At 32.7% G+C, this 18,848-nt stretch carries 17 protein-coding genes and 1 pseudogene; 1 reads left to right on the forward strand and 17 read right to left on the reverse strand.

Annotated elements, in window-relative coordinates:
- Positions 1-107: 107 nt before the first annotated feature.
- From VSQ61_RS03605 to VSQ61_RS03670, 14 genes and pseudogenes are all read right to left on the reverse strand, one after another.
- Positions 108-569: a hypothetical protein gene (locus VSQ61_RS03605; RefSeq protein WP_334343068.1), complete on the reverse strand. Its 462-nt coding sequence runs from the start codon at positions 567-569 to the stop codon at positions 108-110.
- An 810-nt stretch (positions 570-1,379) separates the two neighbouring features.
- A complete protein-coding gene (locus VSQ61_RS03610) occupies positions 1,380-3,074 on the reverse strand; it encodes a hypothetical protein (RefSeq protein ID WP_334343069.1) in 1,695 nt (564 codons plus the stop codon).
- Between the two features lie 197 nt (positions 3,075-3,271).
- Entirely contained in the window at positions 3,272-4,159 is an 888-nt protein-coding gene (locus VSQ61_RS03615) for a DUF6551 family protein (protein ID WP_334343070.1), read from the reverse strand.
- Position 4,160: 1 nt separating this feature from the next.
- The gene (locus VSQ61_RS03620; RefSeq protein ID WP_334343071.1) at positions 4,161-5,270 is read right to left on the reverse strand and encodes a ParB N-terminal domain-containing protein; all 1,110 of its coding nucleotides are present in this window, start codon (positions 5,268-5,270) and stop codon (positions 4,161-4,163) included.
- Positions 5,267-6,340: a DUF262 domain-containing protein gene (locus VSQ61_RS03625; protein WP_334343072.1), complete on the reverse strand. Its 1,074-nt coding sequence runs from the start codon at positions 6,338-6,340 to the stop codon at positions 5,267-5,269. The genes VSQ61_RS03620 and VSQ61_RS03625 overlap by 4 nt, the downstream gene beginning before the upstream one ends.
- Positions 6,341-6,468: 128 nt before the next feature.
- Positions 6,469-6,891, reverse strand: a complete 423-nt coding sequence (locus VSQ61_RS03630) for a hypothetical protein (protein ID WP_334343074.1) — start codon at positions 6,889-6,891, stop codon at positions 6,469-6,471.
- 483 nt (positions 6,892-7,374) lie between these two features.
- Complete coding sequence (locus VSQ61_RS03635) at positions 7,375-8,394, reverse strand: DUF4062 domain-containing protein (protein ID WP_334343075.1); 1,020 nt, start codon at positions 8,392-8,394, stop codon at positions 7,375-7,377.
- Between the two features lie 309 nt (positions 8,395-8,703).
- The gene (locus VSQ61_RS03640; protein WP_334343076.1) at positions 8,704-9,027 is read right to left on the reverse strand and encodes a hypothetical protein; all 324 of its coding nucleotides are present in this window, start codon (positions 9,025-9,027) and stop codon (positions 8,704-8,706) included.
- Between the two features lie 26 nt (positions 9,028-9,053).
- Entirely contained in the window at positions 9,054-10,004 is a 951-nt protein-coding gene (locus VSQ61_RS03645) for a toprim domain-containing protein (protein ID WP_334343077.1), read from the reverse strand.
- Positions 10,005-10,553: 549 nt separating this feature from the next.
- Positions 10,554-12,047 carry a hypothetical protein gene (locus VSQ61_RS03650; RefSeq protein WP_334343078.1) on the reverse strand — a complete coding sequence of 498 codons (1,494 nt, stop codon included), beginning with the start codon at positions 12,045-12,047 and terminating at the stop codon, positions 10,554-10,556.
- Positions 12,048-12,464: 417 nt separating this feature from the next.
- Positions 12,465-12,653 (reverse strand): annotated as a pseudogene (locus VSQ61_RS03655) (cold-shock protein); the annotation flags it as partial.
- A 360-nt stretch (positions 12,654-13,013) separates the two neighbouring features.
- A complete protein-coding gene (locus VSQ61_RS03660) occupies positions 13,014-13,283 on the reverse strand; it encodes a hypothetical protein (RefSeq protein ID WP_334343079.1) in 270 nt (89 codons plus the stop codon).
- 192 nt (positions 13,284-13,475) lie between these two features.
- The gene (locus VSQ61_RS03665; protein WP_334343080.1) at positions 13,476-14,552 is read right to left on the reverse strand and encodes an FtsZ/tubulin family protein; all 1,077 of its coding nucleotides are present in this window, start codon (positions 14,550-14,552) and stop codon (positions 13,476-13,478) included.
- A complete protein-coding gene (locus VSQ61_RS03670; protein ID WP_334343081.1) occupies positions 14,539-14,814 on the reverse strand; it encodes a hypothetical protein in 276 nt (91 codons plus the stop codon). The genes VSQ61_RS03665 and VSQ61_RS03670 overlap by 14 nt, the downstream gene beginning before the upstream one ends.
- Positions 14,815-15,754: 940 nt before the next feature.
- Here VSQ61_RS03670 and VSQ61_RS03675 point away from each other — a divergent pair.
- Positions 15,755-16,324: a hypothetical protein gene (locus VSQ61_RS03675; RefSeq protein ID WP_334343082.1), complete on the forward strand. Its 570-nt coding sequence runs from the start codon at positions 15,755-15,757 to the stop codon at positions 16,322-16,324.
- Positions 16,325-16,399: 75 nt separating this feature from the next.
- Here the strand turns inward: VSQ61_RS03675 and VSQ61_RS03680 are convergent, their stop codons facing one another.
- From VSQ61_RS03680 to VSQ61_RS03690, 3 genes are all read right to left on the reverse strand, one after another.
- Complete coding sequence (locus tag VSQ61_RS03680; protein ID WP_334343083.1) at positions 16,400-16,600, reverse strand: LexA family protein; 201 nt, start codon at positions 16,598-16,600, stop codon at positions 16,400-16,402.
- 486 nt (positions 16,601-17,086) lie between these two features.
- Complete coding sequence (locus VSQ61_RS03685; protein ID WP_334343084.1) at positions 17,087-18,220, reverse strand: DNA/RNA non-specific endonuclease; 1,134 nt, start codon at positions 18,218-18,220, stop codon at positions 17,087-17,089.
- Positions 18,177-18,590: a ribonuclease Z gene (locus VSQ61_RS03690; protein ID WP_334343085.1), complete on the reverse strand. Its 414-nt coding sequence runs from the start codon at positions 18,588-18,590 to the stop codon at positions 18,177-18,179. Before VSQ61_RS03690 ends, VSQ61_RS03685 begins: the two co-directional genes overlap by 44 nt.
- Positions 18,591-18,848 lie beyond the last annotated feature (258 nt).

Here is an 18,848-nt window from a genome sequence, read left to right on the forward strand (position 1 = left end):
TCCAACAGGGAACCTTATCATTTTAATACATTGTACTATAAGCATTACTCATTTTCAAGTACTGTCGAACATATTTTCTTTTTCTCTTTTAATCATTCCTTGTATAATTAATTCTCTGCTACACCCTCCACCGCCTCACATTTTTGCGTATCTATTGCACTTTCAAACGTATCCATCATCCTTTTATATGCATCTACAAAAAATTCTTTCTTAGAAAGCATATTCTCACAAAATTCTATTTTCTTATCTTCTGGCAGGCTATCATAAACCTCATTCATAGTATCCAAGATATCAAACTCCTGTGTTCTTTTACTTTCTTCAAGTGCCTCTTTATGCAGAGCAATCAATGCGCCAAATGTATTAATGTATATTGTTGCATTGTCGATTAGTTCTTTCAAATATTTCTGGTATTCTGTATTATTCTCAAAGAGCAAATACAAATCGGGAAGCTTATAACCAAGAATTATCTTCTGATATTCCGGCTTCAGCTTTTTGATACCATTATAAATGTTATTAAGGGTGATGTTAGTATTACTCGTCTGTTTCCTTTCCGTAGTTAATTCCTCCATATTTCATTATTCTCTTAATCGGAATCCACAAATCCGATTCTTTTCCATATTCAGTTTTTCTACATTATTTAGTTGTCTCAATTTGATTTTTGTAGCCCGAATTATTAGGCCGCTTTGAATTTAAGATTATAAGATTTTCTTTGAATTTCAAAGATTTGCTGAGTTAACGGGTTGCTTTACATATGATTTACTAATACGCTTACTTTGCATAAACTTCATTTAGGAAATTATTGATACGGTTGATGAGTTGGTCTGAAAATTCCACGTTATTATTTATCCATTTATAATAATAGGTAGGACTAATTTCTATCTTTTTGCAAAAAGATGTAACTGTAGCCCCAGTATCGTTCAAAAAAGATTTGACCTTTTCTCTTAACTCCAATTTAAACACCCCTTTCCTCATTTATCTATTTGTTTGTGTAGTTATCAATAAAAAAATATCATACTAACATCCAGCAACAGGCTGTGGATTCCTGTCACTGGATGACCTGCATATGTGGTATGTGCAGGATTTTATGTTGTTATTGTGTGCCTTGTGGAAGCACGAAGGGCTGATATAGCTATGACCCCATACCAGCCATACCCACAAAGGGCAATCATATATGGATGAATTTATGTTAATTGCATATGCAGTTATTAACATCACCTTAAAGAACTATATCTTGCTTTCTTGTCCCTCTACTTATATATACTAGCTTATATAAGTAAATGCACCTTTTTCATTGATATTAAATAGAAAAATTCAATAATCATATATTCTTTCTCGTCTCTCTACTTATATATATTAGATTATGTAAGTAAGTGCACCTTTCAGCCAACATTATACATAAAAATTTCATGATTTTTATTTGCTCTACTAATAATACGTCTGTCTTTAGGTACTCTATAACACACTTTATTGTCTACATTGCAAAAGTAAAAATTCATATATCCACAATAAACCATTAATCTTTCTTTATTTATGCTGTGTTGAATTGGCTTTTTCACATTTTTATTTGACCACAATTTAATATTCAAAAGCTCACTTTGTAATTCAGCTTCCCAGTAACCTTTCTCCCAATCAATAAGTTTACCTAGTTTATAATCGTCTAATTCATTTGTTTTATATTCCTCTTCTTTATTTTGATAATATGCTACTATTGTTTTTGCTATATTAAGCAGTGTTTCGCTTTCATCATCCACTAAATCATCATTTTCAAGTATTAAATTGATCATATCATACTTCTTTTTTCCTTTTTCTAAGGAAACAATATCAGTAACCATATCCTCATACTTATTTACTATTCTGAAATAACTGTCATAATCATCACTATTGACATCACTATTGATAAATTCAACACTTTTATCATATATCTCATAACCTATTCTACTAAATATTTTGATATATTTTTTTCTTTCCAGTTCATACAAAAACCGCTCAGATTCCTTTTCATAAACCCCTTCGCTTTCCCAGGCCTTATCAATCTTATAATTTAATGAGTACAATAAATGATCTAACAAACGATTTTCTATAATTTCCAAATCTTTTGATATATTTTCCTGTTCAATGTTCATATCATACCTGGATTTGATTATTTCTTGTAACATTTCCTGTTTTATAAAACGCATGCCTAAGCCGGTTTCCTTATCACCTGACATGTCTTTGATAAAAGTATCTTCACAATTCATTATCGTTTCAATAATTGCATTGATATCACAAGCATTTGTCTTAAAGAGTTTATGTACATCATATTTCTCCAACCATTCCAGATATTCCGCATATATTGCCAGCCGTGACGGTCTGCTTTTAGATTCAAAAAACTTTTTTACCACATATTCATCGAAACGGGAATGTGTAGCCCACGGATTTTCTTCATCTGTCTCTTCACTCCAAGATTCCGTATCAAATATGTCCAAATAACTATTCTTCGCTCTTTTATTTATTTTTCTTGAAGTAAAATAGGATATATTCTTTAACAAAGACACGCCATCACATATCGGATATTTCTCATTCTTCTTACCATCTAATGTTAAGCAATTATTTTCATCTGTTTTTTCATTAAAGATTTCAATTATTATCTCATACATTAGCTCATTAAAATCAGAAATATCATATTCACCCTCATAATACTTGCTATGACCACTATTCTTTATCTTCTTACCATTCTCATAACCTGTATTTTTTGCCCTAGATAAGAACATTTTCTTCTTTTTGTAAAGTAGCTTGTTCAAACATGGAAACTGGAAAGTCACATTTGAATTTACTGAATCTATCCAATTTTCTTCTTGCTTATTTTTTTCATTATCTAAAACTAATTCCGAATCAAGTACATTATCCATATGAGACATTCGGTATTCTTTATTTATTTCATCCACTCTACTTATTTGCTTACTATCTATTGTTTTAAATAACTCATTCAAAGCAGTTTTTTCGCCAGATTGTACTCTCATATAAATTTGAAATAGCTTTTCTGCTTCGACCTTATTTACCAATAATACATTTTTACTCCTATTTGAATTCCTCAATAATCAGTTCCCTCCACAATTCTAAAAGTCTATCCACAATAACAACAAATTAATCGCTTATTTTATTACTTCTCCATTTAAAATCAAATCCAACCACACAATTTCAATAAATCCATACGCTACTTCAGATAAGATAAGCCAGATCGGAAATAGATTTATTGCTTTCTATTCTCCGAAATGGCTTGCACTTTTATTGTCTACATATAATCAATTCTATCTTTACGTTTCCCCTTATTATAAAGTACCGTAAAAGTCTTTAAGTATTTTCTGTCCGGATCTAATTCATTTTTATAATTATTAAAAAGTTCTCGAACTGCATCCGGTGTTTTTTCAGACAACTTTTTTGTTAGGTTCCTATCATCAATTTCATTCGCATATTTTGAATAAAATATTGACAACCCTGTCAAAATATCACCACAGGTCGCATTCTTTTTCTGTGCTTTTGTACCGTTCAACCATGCAGAACTTATAACCTTACAGAATCTTTTAAAAACTTCCAAATCTGTATTATCATAAATCTCACGGATAGTTTTATATGCCTGAATATCCGTAAAAAGCCTGATCCCACAATCACTTAACGTATCTGCTAATGCACAAATTTTTTTATCTTTTCCTATGTATTTGCTCTTGGCTTTCTGGTATTCTCTTAATGGAGTTTTCCCGTCGTCCTGTGTGCCAAACAACATCGCCTCATCCTCTAATGTTGTATTTGTTAAGATTAAGCATGGTATCATTGGTGTAGATATTTCACCTTTTTTATACAATGTTATGACACTCGATACTCTTGCTTGGCCATCAACATTATACCTGTCCCCATCTGCTCTGATACATATAGTAATCGGATTCAGCCTAGACCAATGGAAATCACCAGTGATATCAATAACCCGCCTGAATTTTAAAAGCCTTTGATAACCCCCTTCTTCTTCCTCTGTCGCACTCTTTACTGTCCTTGCATCCACCAATCCAAGCTGTATCCTGATATGGGAATATCTTCCTGTATCATATCCCATATCATACAAAATAATTAAGTCCTCCATCTTTTTCTCATTGTCAACAAAAACATTCTTTTTAAACTTTTCCAACATTTTACATTCCTCCCGTAATATAATTTCTATCCTTTTCAAAGTCCTCAATAAATTTTGTCATAATCCGGTTAAGCCTTATTTTTTCTTCTGCATCCATCTTCTGGATTTCCCTTTGATGTGTCATGCACTGTGCGGTTTTTCTACGAAATTCGGTCATTGCCGCCTCATATGTCTTCGAAACATAACCTTTTTCTTTTTCGGGGATAACAATTTTAATCTCGCCACGACTTTTTGCAATATATTCCCTTACAGTCTCTTCTTCAATGCTTTCCATTGTAGTTTCTTTATGCTTATTCTCTACACCTGCACTAACTGGCTTTCCTGTTTTTTCTTTCTCTGCTCTTCCCTTCTCTTTTTGGTTTTTATTAAATTCTGGTTTTAAAGGCAAAGAATTTGACCTTCCGCTAATCTGACCTGACCTTAATCCTGCCATTGTTATATCATTCAGTTTCTCAATATCCACCTTGAAAGCCAACTCATATGCAGCATGCGCTCCACGCTTGTTAATCTGTGTGATAATAATATCTGCTAAATCCTCATTACCTTCTTCTCGCAAACGGTCAGCTTCCTTTAAAGCAGACCTTCCAAGGCTATAATCTTTTCCAGAACTTTTAGCACCTGATCCCCAACTTATGATTTTGGCAACAATATCTCTTGTGCGTCCCTTTTCCTCATTATTCGAGTGGGAACTTTGTTCCCTATCGGCATTTTGCACTAAATTCAGCTCACTTCTTTGATTTGCTTTCCAAGATTCAACTTCATAAATAGCTTCGCCCTCCCTAAGCTGCTGAACCCTTGTTTTCTGTCTGCGGCCTGAATTACAGATAACCAAATCCCTAAGTTCTTCCATCTCATTATCATAATGGCGAACTTCGCACTCGATTTCAACATAGCCAAGTTCTTGTAATGCCTTAAATCTTCTATGTCCTGAAATTATCAATCCATCCTCATTGACAATGATCTTTGTTCTCAATCCATGCTCTTTTATCAGGCTCACTAATTCTGAAAATGTTTTATCATCTTCTTTTTTTCCATAGATTGCCGTATTCCTTGGATGAGGTTTAAGTTCTGTCAGCCGGAATATTCTAAACTGTTTATCAGTTCCCATCATTCACACCCCCTGTGCAAGTTCTCTAAAAAATCATTCAATGACTCTTCCATTGCCTGTATTCTTCCTTCAACTTTTACCTTTGCTGTAGAACCATGTCCACAAAAATCAATGTAATTGCTACATACCATTCCCGCCGTAAACCAGTCTAATAAAAATGCCTCATATTCATCATTTGTAACTGTTATATTCATTTTACGGACAGTATCCAGATTTTTAATTAAGATAGGAATATGTATCTTTTTTAAGCAGTTTTTGTCCAGTTCCTTGTCATATGGCGGAAGGACACATAATAATTCATCAAATAAATCTTTTGTCCTATCTATTAATTCATAATCGTGGTTTTCATTTAATTGCTCCGCAAACCGTAATGTTTCATTCGGTGAAAAACTCTTATACTCAAAACCAGAAATCAGCATCATAGACTGCAAAATACAATTTGTAACCTCCCCACGCTTTCTTTGAAGATTACCAAATACCGCTCTGTTTACAAAAAAATCGCACTGCTCCAATTCCTTTATTTTTCCTGCAAGTTCAGTGCCAAGCAGAACATTCGCTTTTTGTGATTTTGTAAAAGTACATCCATTATTTAGACGATAAAACTGATCTTCAATCTGTTCATCTGAAAATCCTGCTAATAGCGAAACGGACACTCTAAACTTATTAAAGACTTTCTGCACTTCAGGATCTAAACTTGAAAACTTTTTCCCACATACTGAATATGCTCTCTCTTCCTTGACCGGATTTTTTTCATCATCAAAGGAAATATCAGTTATAATTACATCATCCATGTCTTGCGGAAGCACAAAACCATCCTTTGAAAATTCATATAAAGTTGTAAGCCGTTGTTTTCCATCTAAAACAGACATAGGGGAAAAATCTTCGGTTCCCTCTTTCATGATATAAATATCTGGAATAAAATACCCATTAAGTACTGTATCAATAAGCAATGCCTTTTGTTGTTTATCCCACTGTCCGGATTCTCTTTGAATCGGATAATCAAAACAAAGCTTCTTTTTACCCATTTGTTCCATAAGTTCTTCTAAACTGTAAACTTGATTCCTTTTTTCCATGTAACTTCCATCCTCCATTTTTATAGTGGCAATTTAAAATCCACTCACTACAATCTACTTCTCTTTTTCATCTTCCATATAGATAGAAATTTCTATCATTATTTACCGTAATATTTCTCTTCTCCCACTTATTCATTAACTGAATAAATTTCTAATTCATTCCCACACTTGTAAATCATATGTTTCTGTTCATCCACATCTGGTATAAAATTAGGTGCAATCTGTCTGTCCATTTCTTTTTCAAAATCAGATGTACTTCTAAAACAGTTCTTTTCATAAAAGGCATCTTTCGGATCATCGTTAACGTAAAAAATAAAGGTTACATTGAAATTGTCTTCAAAAAGTACGCCAGCAATTTCTACTCCCATATTTCTACGTATGTTCGCAAGAATGTTTACTTTTAATAACATTTCTTGTGTTATTGCTTTGCACTCTCTACCTCTATACTGCACAAAATACTCTCTACTTGATTTACGATACTCTTCAACCTCCTTCCTATTAACTCCTACCTGTTTAAGTGCAATAACTCTGTTTGCTTTCAAATTATTCATAATGTTTGTCTCCTTTTTTTCTTTTTTGTTTCCACTTCATATTTCTCCTTTTTTTCTTACACTGTATAAATAATAAAATTTTTTCAATTTTTCTAAGGAATTGAAAAAAATTATTATTTTATTTTCCCTTTTTACTTCTCCATTCATTTCCCAACTTTTATGAAATTTCCGCAAAATATCATAAAATATAAAAATTCCATGGCAAAATAAAACTTAGAGCAAACCACTTCTATTGCTCCAAGCTTATATGCTTACCTATACTTCCTAATCTGTATGGCTTCTATGCAATTTTTAATCTAATGAGTTTTTGAATCTGTGTGTTTATAGTTCCAGTTTTTTTAACTATCGTGCTGCTAATACAAAAGATCGTTGTAACTTTTCGAACTTATGTTCTATATTGCGATTATATCGAATGCATGTTCGTTTGTCAAGGGTAAAAAAATACCAGCCACCATTTTATTATTGATAGCTGATATCATTGCTCTAACCCTTTTTAACTGATTTTAATTTGAGTAAATATGTTTTCCCTTTTTCTGTAAGTTTAATGAATTCAATAACTCCCATTCCTGTTGATTTCTTTGGAGCCACCTCTATCAATCCAAGTGCATTTAGCTGAATCTTTATCGTTTGTATACAATCCTCATTGATACTTCCAAAAAATGATTCATTATCAATAACTGAATTAATACCTTTTTTTAATGCACTTGAAAAACTTTCATAATTCACATATGAAAACAAATATGGTGCAAAAGCTGAAAATATTGCATCCCAAGTCATTTCTTTTACTCTTTTTTCGTCTTTATATTTTTTATGGCCATACCCATCAGTCCCGTTATATACCTCTTTCATTCCTACAATTTTATAGTAATCTCTTCCACATGCCAAATCATCCGGCATATCGGTATATTCTTTTAAAGCCTTTTGTAATGAATGTATCTGTTTTTCTTTTTCATCTAATTTAATTCTCAATTCGTTAATCTGCGTTAAAAGCTCAACACTATCCTCTATGCTCCCCCTTGTCCATCCCATTTGTGGATTATTAGCAACTTCTTCAACTAAACTAATTATAACTGATGATATTAGTTCTGACGATGTATGCCACATCTTACACATCCTGCCATCTGATGCTTTATCTCTAAAGTTTTCTAGCAATTCACGGTTTTCATCGTCTCTTTTTTCTACTGGCAAGTTATATGGATCATCATGAAGAAATGCTAAAACAGGAATACCCTTTTCAACTGCATAATCATATTCTTGCTCTGTAAAACTCTTGCCTGTACTTGGATTAATCGAACCATATCTTGCACCAACAATCAACACATAATAATCACAAGTATCTATAATCTTCTTAATATACTTAAATTGCTCATCATTAGAAGCAGAAAACATTTCCATTCCTGACGGTATATATTTGGCATTTAACAATCCTTCGATAATTGCTTTTCTTTCTTCTTTCAAATCTGTAAATGTGGAACTAACAAACACTTGATAACGCTTATCCATATAATATCTCCCATCTTTTATGATAAGAATATTATATACTCTCAACCATCAATATTCAATTGTCAAAGAACAAATATTCTCTCAAATTTCCCCTAAATCCTCTCACCCTACCAATTCCCCATTCACACCTCAAAAGTCCCAAATCACCCCAAAAATCCTTTACACACTATACAATCAGAACTAAATATGAAGCATAATCACCCAACTATTGAAAGAGCAATTTCATTGAAAAAATTAATGGCAGAGATAAGGAATACCCTTGTAGTTCTCTTTACCCGTCTGACTGACAGACCATATATTATCTTTCTTCTACATCATAAACCTTGTGCTCTGAACTTCCTTAAAATATTCATCCGGATCTTCACCAGCTTCAATCAATTCCTCTCTGGCTTCCTCAATCATTCGTGTCATTTCATCCTCACTAACACCCATAGCCCTCGCCATATCTGAAGAAGAACACAAAAACTCTTCGCCCGTTATTTCAGAAATCCTTCTGCAAGTATCCAGATAAATCAAATCATAGGACATTCCACCTTCTAATCCCGCATCTATAACTTCATTTATCATATCTGGTGTGATTCCGTATTTGCCGTAATTGGTCATAATATTTTGTATAATTATTTCTCTGGTCATTTGTATTCTTTTCTCCTTTTACAATGTCAATCAGCTATTCTCTTCATTCTTTCTATAAATCCATCTCTATCAGCAATCAAAAATTCATTAGCATCTTTATATTTCTTATACATGCCACTATCAACAATAAAGTCCTGTTCCAACTCAGTCTCCGCAAGTTCTTCAATAAATTTACCTATTGCACGTCTTCCAGCTTTATCATTATCAAGTGCTAATACCAGCACTTTATTAGATGGTTTCTCATTTAAATTCTGTACCAGCTTAGAAACTTCATTTACACCACCAAGTCCAATAGCACTTAAACCTATTTCTTCAAAAGACATAGCGTCAATCTGACCTTCCGTAATAAATACATACTCTTCATTACCAAATAAACTTTTCTCATACAATACCTCTATATTAAATAATTCATTACCATGCTTATAATATTTGCTATTACCATCCCACAAAACCCGATCGACATAACCCTTACAGTTAGGATTATATGGAATTGTTACAAGATTCTTTTCTGAATCGTATCCCAATTTGAATCTTTCAATAGTTTTCTTACTCAATCCACGCTTGCTGAAATAATCTGTCTGTCCCACATTCTTATGACATTTATATAGATATTCTGTATAATCCACAGGTATGGTGAATTCAGGAATATATTCTTCTCTGCTTTTCGTAGGTTTATCACCATCCAAACAGGGACGCATGATCTTGAGTGTACGGTTATAATGTTTCTTCCAGTCGGATGGCAAATTCTCCATATGTGCTACAAGATCAAATATATCTCCATGCTTAGAACAGGCGAAACAGTTATATCTTGTACCGTCTATATGAAATGCTGCCGTATAATTCTTTTTGTCACCTGAGTTACAAAAAGGACAGACATAATATCCTTCTCCTCTACTTTCTACTTTTCCTTGTTCTTCTAATAATTCCAGATAATCAGGTAATAGCTGTTTCAATTCCTCCTTAAATTCAAATCCCATTTATTATTAATCTCCTTCAGTATTAATGTATAGCCTACGGCGTTGCCTGACGGTATGTTCGCTGTCGCTCACATACCTTGCCGTGAAAATAAAAAAATCATATATGTTGTTGTGAAATGCTTTTAATCAGGGAAATTTAACTTGATAATCACCAAAATTACTAATCATCCAGCCAAATCAGATATAAATCCTGCGAACCAATCATAAATACATATACATTTTTTTATTTCAAGGCAGACAACGGCGCAAGCCGTTGGATGGGCAACGCCGTAGGCCATATAATCAGCGTATTTACTGGCTTTTTCAAAAGTTGGACATTTATATCTACTATAGGGTTTTTATATATAGTAGATGAATATGTCCAATTTTTTATTTTCTATAAAAAGGAACCATTTAAATAGTCTAACAATAGGGTATGTATATATATTGGAGTGTCTAAATGGTTCCTTTTTCTGGTGAAATTTTTATACCTTCAAAAAAGTTGTCACTTTATAAGTCCCATATAGGGTTTATTTATATATAACCCTTTTAAAGTGACAATTTTTATTCTTATGCCATCCATGCCAAAAATTCATTACTTTCCTCTGCCACTGTTAATAATTTATCAGGCATAAAAACAATATTACTGTGTCCTATACGGATCAGTTCATCAGTTAATATTCTCTGTGCTTCTATGTATGCCTTTGGATATTTCCATGTATTAGGAACTTTAATTCGATTCCTCAAATATTCCTTATCACCTATCCAATCATTCAGATATTCATCCAATGCATCTTCATATTCTTTTTCCTTCTTTTCATATACGTTTTTTGCATTATCATTGAGAAAATCAATTATTTTACTATTCAAAATTTCTTTCTGTAACATAACTTCCTTAGAAGGTATTGCTTCAATAATATTGGGCTGATCGTATATAATTTTTATTTGCTTATAGTAATATTTCCACCCATATAACTCATTAAGCTTCTCATTAACTTTGTTATAATATTCATTGGATTTATTCTTGATATAGACATAAAACATATTTTTATATTGCATGACATTTTTTAATACATATCTTTCTGTTTGTAATATTTTCTTTTTCTGATAATCATTTGCAATAAAACGATGTTCTCTGCCTTTCTCATCTACAAATACAATTACTGTTTCATATTCCACAATAATTAATTTTTCTCTTTGCAGATTGCTCAAGGCATCATGCAACACACGTTCCAATTTCTTATTTGAACGAATATAAAACAGCGTAATTTCCTGGTCATTTATACAATAATCAAGCTGTTTTAATTTCATTTTCGGTTCTTTTCCATATTTACTGTTAATCATCCCAAGCAATTCTAACCAGTTTCTTTTTGTAAAAGTTTTTCTATATCCTTCCTGTTTTGACAGATATTGTAATAGGATAAGTTCAATATAATTCTTATAAATTGAATTATTCCCTTTTCTCCGCAAATCTTCTTTTGGTAAGGGCGTATCATATATATCTACAATAATAAATTTTTGTCCGTCCTTCTCCCAATCAAAATATCTTTTCCAATTTTTTAATTGTAGCTGTTTGGCTTTACCTGTTTTTGCTTCTTCATTCAAAATTACACATAATTCCCTGTAATTCTTTATTACCATTCCAATTACAAGTGTGCTTGTATCAATTTCCCATTCCAACTCATTGTTATTTGTTCCATTATTATTTTCGGAATTAACATATTCAACTGCTGCTTCTAATAAACAAATAAACTTTCCTGTTATCTCTTTAACCAAGCCCATCAGTTCACTGGGACTAGAAAAATCATCTACAGAACTGCACATAGCCATTATTGTACCAGCAATGAAAAAATCAAATTCATCCTTTAATTCTTTAACCACAGGACGAATATCATTTTCAATAATCTTATCAATAGTTGTTTCGTTACAATTATTGTTCTGGGCATAGCCTAAAAGAAAAATAGCATTTTTCAATACCGATAATATCCCTTGTATACTATTGATTGGAAATACCCATTTTAACTGTAAGGGCTCATATACATCCAGATTTTCATTATCTGCCATATAATAAAGCTGTGTTTTTAGGATATGACATATCCTATCTTGTGTTAGTTTTTCGCTCGTAATAACTCATCCCTCCATATATCTTTACTATTAAGAGCCAGCCTTCCGCCAGCCCTCAATTATTAATATTTTGATGCGATAGGGGCTTATCCTATTAGGACTTCCATCTATATGATTACTTCTCTATGTAGAAAAGAAATCTCTCAGTTATTTTATTTATGCTTACAATCCTTCAATATCATAGCCAGCAAATGCAGCCAGATTCAGAAAATCCATTCCCTGTTCATCCGTCTGAATCATACCATCCTCATCAACTACAAGATATTTTGTCACTCCATAACCATCTTTCATAATCTGAATATATAAATTTTCTGCTCTTAATGAATCTTCAACCATTTTCGTTGTAATTATCGGCTTGATGTTTATTGCCTGTTCTCTACCATCCTTACCAGATCCCAACTCAAAATTGACAATATCATCTTCATATAAAGCTTTGAATCCATCCATAACTAAATTTGAATAATACACAAATAGGTCTCTTCCCTCTGAATCCGTGATGAATCCGTACCCTTTTTGTACATTGAACCATTTAATTGTACCTCTCATTACTAACATTCTCCTTTTTCTTTGTAATATTTATTTTGTTATATCAGTGGAAAGCTAAAATTCTAAGCTATCCACTATATATTTCTACATTTTTATAGCTGCTTTTTCATTTTTTCTTTTTCAATCTCATTCCTGATTACATTAATCTTAATGTCACCATGAATGATGCAATAAATCACAAATACCGTACATGTTATCATAAAGGCTAAACCGAATATTACGCCTAATCTCAGTACGAATTTTAATAAAGCTTGCAATATAGATAACATATGAATCCTCCTTGTTTTTATTTGTTGGGTGAGATGAGAAATCCCACCCGTTGATTACTTCTACTTTTTCTGATATCCCTTACATAAACTTTTATAAAAACTCACTCAAAATATCGAGACTGGACACTTTTTCTTCCTTTTTAGGTTCTTTTATGACTGTATTCCACTGTGGAATATGCACTTCATTCAGGTATTCAGATAATATTTCTACATCTGATTGCTTTAAACAGTCCATGCCGCCTTTGAATCTGGATAAATCATTTACATCTACGCCTATATTTAGGGCAATAGTCTTTAGCAGCAATCCTTGATTTGTAATCTCAATCAGCTTTTTTCGTACTGAATCGTTATTATGTGACATATTTACCTCCAAAATTGCATTATAAATTACCTATTCATTCTGTTACACTTATATATAAATGATATTTTGGTAACTTATCCATACTTTATATATTCCTAATCGTTGCTCTATCAATTCACAATCGTTACATAATCAAATCATATTTTATGATGTAGGCGGCATATTTACCGCCCACAATCCATATTTATTGACTTACTTACCCTTATTTTTACTAGCCAATAAACGCTCTCTTAAAGACATTTGCTTTTTAGGTGGTTCTTCAATAACTGCTTTCCTTTTGGCAAGAAAATTAATACCTTCATCCATAGAAATATCATCATCTTCCATAGCCTTTTCCACTTTTTCTTGTTCTGACTTAATGGATTCAGCCAAACTATTGATATATGTCTTAGGAAATGACATACCACTCAAATACAAGACTGTTTCTGTATTTCCATATCCCATGTAGGTATCAATAGGCTGTCCGACAACATCAATCACAGAACTTATTTCAATAGTTCCTTTATCTTCTTTCGCTTCTGGTTGTGATAATCCGATATATTTAATCTTCTTATTTGGCTCAATCGTTGCATAAATTCCATCATTGACAGTCGCAAGCAAGTTAGACTGTTCATTCTGTGCCATCTTATGGATCATTGCTACGCCAGATGTTTCAAGTAATGTTTTCTGTTCTGCAATGTCAATCACACCATGAATAGAGCTTGGAACATCACCTATATTGATGAACGAATCAAAAAGCCCTGAAAAGCTACGGTTAATGGATAACTTGTCTTTTCGTTTATTGTTGTCAAGAATAAAGATTGATCCGAAGCTATTTTTAAGTGGTATGATCTCCGATAAAGCTTCATAGGCATTTATTCTTGCTTGTAGCGATTCCTCCATTGATGGCAAAATTATTATAAGTCCAACTTTCTTTTCTGGATTCTCTGCAATCACGGATGATAAAAATGGTCCACATCCGCTACCAGTACCACCACCAAGAGAGAATACCGTAAATACATATTTCTCTGTAATCTGATTATCCAGCGTCTCCAAAACTTCATCTATGGATTCTGACAATACTTCTTTTGCCTTATCACGACTCTTTGACGCGCCTTCGCCGTTTTTAATATGTAGCTTGTTCGGACTATTGACTAAATCCAAATCCTGTTGTGCCAAATTCACATAGTATGCCTTGTATCCCTTTTTCTCCATCATCTGTGCCACGTTAGCACCTGCCGCCCCAATCGCCAAAAACCTAATATCTTCCTTTAATTTATTGTTCTCCATTAAACAATACCTCCTTAATTGATTTTCCCTTTGATGTAATATAAAACATATCTGCTTTATTTACCTTTAATTTGCTTGCAACATATTCCACCTCACGTAATGCCCAAACTTTCCTATTGACAGTTGTTTGGGAATAGTTATGATCGGAATTATTATTCAATTCTTTTGCAATCTCCTTTAGTGTCATTCCCATTCCTGGAGCAACGGCTCCAGAATCTGCTAAAATAGACAGTATCACTAACTGAATCTTATCAATTTCCACATATATCACCTCCATATCCATGCTTTTTATAATGGTTATTTGTTACTTATGCATTGCTTATATATTGCTTATCAATTCATACAATGGTAAAAAATAATTGGCTTTTAGCCTGTATTATGTACTTCTTTCGCTTTTATTTCTGATTCCTCCTTTTTTAGCACAAATAAATAATGCACCCAACTAAAACTAAAAGCTGTAAGCCTTACAAGTATTAGGTTCCTAACTCTTCTTACTTAATAAACATCCCTCCTTCAGATATTCAATTCTCCAAAACTTAATAATTTCTAACACAAGATAGTAAATACACCTTTCCCATAGAATTTTTCTCCACCCATGAAAAAAGTTTTATCTACTTTCACTTACTTCCAATAATTACTAATAGGAATAATTGCAGAAAAGCTTGAAATAAAACAAAGATAGTGTATAATAAATTCAAGCGCAATTCTGCGTTTTGTATGTATAAGACCTGTCCGATGGTGTGCCAGCACCGTTTGAGGATGGGTCTTTTATGTTTCACTGTTGATAAGTATAGAACATATATTCGATATTGTCAATATATTTTCAGAACGTTTGTTCTTTTCTTTTAGTTATGGAAATGAGCACAATAAGTATGACCACAATAAAAAGAGGTAATAGTGGAGTAGAAAATTGCCTCAATACATTTTTCACATATTAACAGTTATATTTTTATTTGAATGGCTATGAAATGGGGTTTTCAAGTTGGGTGAATAAGAAGTGAATTTTGATATGTTTAACGTAAGAATAATTATATGAAAGTATATTAGCAAGGATCGGACTTTCATTTTCGAATGAAAATCGGGTGTTGTCCTAATATTAGATGATATATAAAGAGATAAATATAAATTTTCCATGAAAAATGTCGATGTATAAATTAAAGATCCATTATTTGATAAAAAATGCATAAAACTAGGAGATAAGAATGGAAACTACAGCATTATATGTGGAATACATTGTAATAGGCATGGAAACTTTAAGTTGGATAGTTATGTCAATTTTTATTATTGTGGGTGATTCGTTTAAAGAAGTCATAAAGTATTGTGTTTCAAATATTCTTTCAAGTATAGTTGTTATTATTGTTTGTTATGTTTTAGGACTTGTGACAGACAGAATAGCAGATAAATTATTTGAAAAAAGAAGAAAAAATATTAAAGATAATTTTGAATTTCAGGCTCAAACAAGTATAGCGATATGGGAGGATTATTCAAATTCTTCATATGCTAACTTTACACTATCAAGAATAAGAATATTACGTTCAACAACTATAAATAGTATATTTATTGGAATTCCAGGAACCTTTTTGTCCTATAAGTATTTTAATATAGGATTGTCGATTCTTACTATAGTAATTTCTATACTTGTGTTCTTTGGAGCAAATAGTGCACACAAAAATTTATTAGATAACTATTACCGCAAAACACATGCATTAGAAGCGGAAATAACGAATAAAAGCAAAAAAACTAAACATAATACAATAATTTTTCCTCAATAAAACAATTCATCTAACCCTAAATATAGCCAGCCCACTATCCGGACTGGCTTTATCTTCATTACTCACCCCATAATTTTAATCACAAAATTCTATTGTAACTTTCTTTGGAACAGTAGTAATTTTTATCCTTCCAGATTCTTGCAACTTATCCATTGCTTCTTTGACCTCATGCTCTGGAACATTAAGATCTTTTGACATTTGAGAGATTGATTGTGGATATCCTTTTTCTTCCATAAAAGATTTCAAATAGTTGTATACTTTCTCTTGGTTATCCATGATGATATACGTCCTCTCTTTTTTAAGAGTAGTATGTGAGGGATGACGGAAAAGTATACAAGGTGGTTTTGAAATGGTATAGAAATCTACGCAGAAACTTCTTTGCAAAAATATCCAATCCCGAATAAAAATCTTGTCGTTTTCTGTCATATATGGTAATCTAATTTTAATCAGTGTAGCAGTATGGGGATAGTTCCTCGGTTGCCCTTTTCGGAAACGGAAAGGAGATTATTGTGAATACGTTAGAAATTTTGACGTTGCTTCTGGTGGTATTTGCCGCCTTGACTTACATAGATAATCACAGCAACCGTAAATAGACAGAAAAAAGCTATCCTCTACCGCAAATAGGGGATAGCTCGTGTAACTTGTAAATCATTTTGCATTAGTTTCCGTCTAGGGTAATGGGGACGTCCAATATCTCCGTTACCTTCTACACTGATTATAAATGATCTGTCTATGGTTTTCAAGTGAAATTTTTTCGCAAATCTACGGATTGCATTTCTTACAAGGATCATATCCCATACCAATCACATCATCTCTATTTCCGGAATAAAACTGCTTATTCTTTTCAGCCATTTGTTTTACACTTCCACAAGTAGGATAATGAAACTTCTTTGTATTTGTATTTAATATATAATCTGTACCAGCCGGCGTGGGGTCCTGTTGTTCTACAGATTCTTGAGGCTCCGGCGTACCGGGTTCATTCCCATTTTGTGTATCTGGATTACTGTCTTGCGATTCTGTCGGTTCCGGCTCTGTAAATGCTAACGCACGTTCATCCATCTGACTGTTGCCGGTGGCATAATCTATAACAACATCAGGCTGTACATTGTAAACAAACACATTAAAGCAGATTCCGTCACCCTCATCTTCCACAGACCAGCCTTCCATCAGAACACCATAAGCCAAAAGATCATCATCGTCAAAAATAGGAGCTACTCTATATAATACGTGATTACCTGTTTCTTTCACGTAATCAGCTATCATATTCTCAAACGGAAGCATTCCTTGTACATTCAAATATCGGGTTCCCGTAATCAAATTCTTTTCATTTGCATTTTCTCCCGACAATTGATAACCAACTAAGTGACATCTATTGTACAAATATTTTCCATCTACATTATCATATTTTATGGTCTGCCATCCCGAAGGCTTTATTTGTCCAATACCTTCACGTTCTTCTGTCGGCATGAGATCTTGTCCTATATTCGCACAGGCAACTCCACATCTTCCCAATTCATCCAACTCTGAATAATATTCAAAGGATGTTGTCGGAAGATTGTCTTTAGTAAAAAAAGGAATATTATCGTTCATTACGACATATAGTTCACCAGCATAGTCAGGAATATCAACAGAAGCTTCCGGCTCAAAGCTGGTAACAATTTCATCAATAGAAAGAATTTCTTCTATCTGCTCTTCTGTAGGTGATTCCTCTTCCGGAACGTCTATTGGTTCTTCTTCAATTCCCTGAATCTCCTCAACTTCCGATTCCGAATCTGGTTCTATAGTAGTAGAGTTGCCACAAGCTGAAACTGATAATACAATAGCAAACAAAAAGATTAATAAGGAAATCGTTTTATTGCTTTTTGTGCTTGTATATCTTTCGTGTAATTTTTTCATGTGAGGTTCCTCCAAATTCTTTAGTATGTGTAATTTCCCAGCCCAAATTTAAATCTATATCCAAATATACATCTGCCGGATATGTCCGATTCCAATAATAAACAATTATAACCTCCAACTTATCCTCATGTGGTTTCAAAGAAATATCTTCTACAAAACAACAGCTTTCCTTTGGAGCACATCCAAATAAATCATCTTCTACAATAACTTTATCAGAAGCCCTACCAAATAGTTTTGAAGAATATGTATTCATCCAGACTTTTCCTTCCGCAATATCCAGCATATCTTTCAAAACAGCCTCGTCTCTGCTTTGTCGCCTATGATTAAATAATATACCATTGTTATCATCTAAGCAAATAAAAATTGTCATGATATTATGTCCTTCTATATTTAATAACATTTTATTTATCTATTGTAAATCATCATTGGTTATTACATATTCATTTACCTCTTCTTTATCAAGAGTTTCTCGAATACACCAGAAAGGTGAATAAGTACCAGCTTCATCTCCCTCAGTAAAAAGAACTTTCACATTTACTTCATGCCCTTCTCCAGATAATTTCTTTCATGTTTTAGATACCATTCCTTTCATAAGGTCCCTTTATAAAAATACGTATTTTTCAAAGAT

Origin of the sequence: Candidatus Merdisoma sp. JLR.KK006 (assembly GCF_036941035.1) — a bacterium.
Taxonomy (GTDB): domain Bacteria; phylum Bacillota; class Clostridia; order Lachnospirales; family Lachnospiraceae; genus Laedolimicola.

Excerpts from the sequence above, each read along its gene's own strand:
- VSQ61_RS03605 (WP_334343068.1), bottom strand. The coding sequence starts at position 569 with ATGGAGGAATTAACTACGGAAAGGAAACAGACGAGTAATACTAACATC.
- VSQ61_RS03615 (WP_334343070.1), bottom strand. The coding sequence starts at position 4,159 with ATGTTGGAAAAGTTTAAAAAGAATGTTTTTGTTGACAATGAGAAAAAG.
- VSQ61_RS03620 (WP_334343071.1), bottom strand. The coding sequence starts at position 5,270 with ATGATGGGAACTGATAAACAGTTTAGAATATTCCGGCTGACAGAACTT.
- VSQ61_RS03625 (WP_334343072.1), bottom strand. The coding sequence starts at position 6,340 with ATGGAAAAAAGGAATCAAGTTTACAGTTTAGAAGAACTTATGGAACAA.
- VSQ61_RS03630 (WP_334343074.1), bottom strand. The coding sequence starts at position 6,891 with ATGAATAATTTGAAAGCAAACAGAGTTATTGCACTTAAACAGGTAGGA.
- VSQ61_RS03635 (WP_334343075.1), bottom strand. The coding sequence starts at position 8,394 with ATGGATAAGCGTTATCAAGTGTTTGTTAGTTCCACATTTACAGATTTG.
- VSQ61_RS03640 (WP_334343076.1), bottom strand. The coding sequence starts at position 9,027 with ATGACCAGAGAAATAATTATACAAAATATTATGACCAATTACGGCAAA.
- VSQ61_RS03645 (WP_334343077.1), bottom strand. The coding sequence starts at position 10,004 with ATGGGATTTGAATTTAAGGAGGAATTGAAACAGCTATTACCTGATTAT.
- VSQ61_RS03650 (WP_334343078.1), bottom strand. The coding sequence starts at position 12,047 with ATGGCAGATAATGAAAATCTGGATGTATATGAGCCCTTACAGTTAAAA.
- VSQ61_RS03660 (WP_334343079.1), bottom strand. The coding sequence starts at position 13,283 with ATGTCACATAATAACGATTCAGTACGAAAAAAGCTGATTGAGATTACA.
- VSQ61_RS03665 (WP_334343080.1), bottom strand. The coding sequence starts at position 14,552 with ATGGAGAACAATAAATTAAAGGAAGATATTAGGTTTTTGGCGATTGGG.
- VSQ61_RS03675 (WP_334343082.1), top strand. The coding sequence starts at position 15,755 with ATGGAAACTACAGCATTATATGTGGAATACATTGTAATAGGCATGGAA.
- VSQ61_RS03680 (WP_334343083.1), bottom strand. The coding sequence starts at position 16,600 with ATGGATAACCAAGAGAAAGTATACAACTATTTGAAATCTTTTATGGAA.
- VSQ61_RS03685 (WP_334343084.1), bottom strand. The coding sequence starts at position 18,220 with ATGAAAAAATTACACGAAAGATATACAAGCACAAAAAGCAATAAAACG.
- VSQ61_RS03690 (WP_334343085.1), bottom strand. The coding sequence starts at position 18,590 with ATGACAATTTTTATTTGCTTAGATGATAACAATGGTATATTATTTAAT.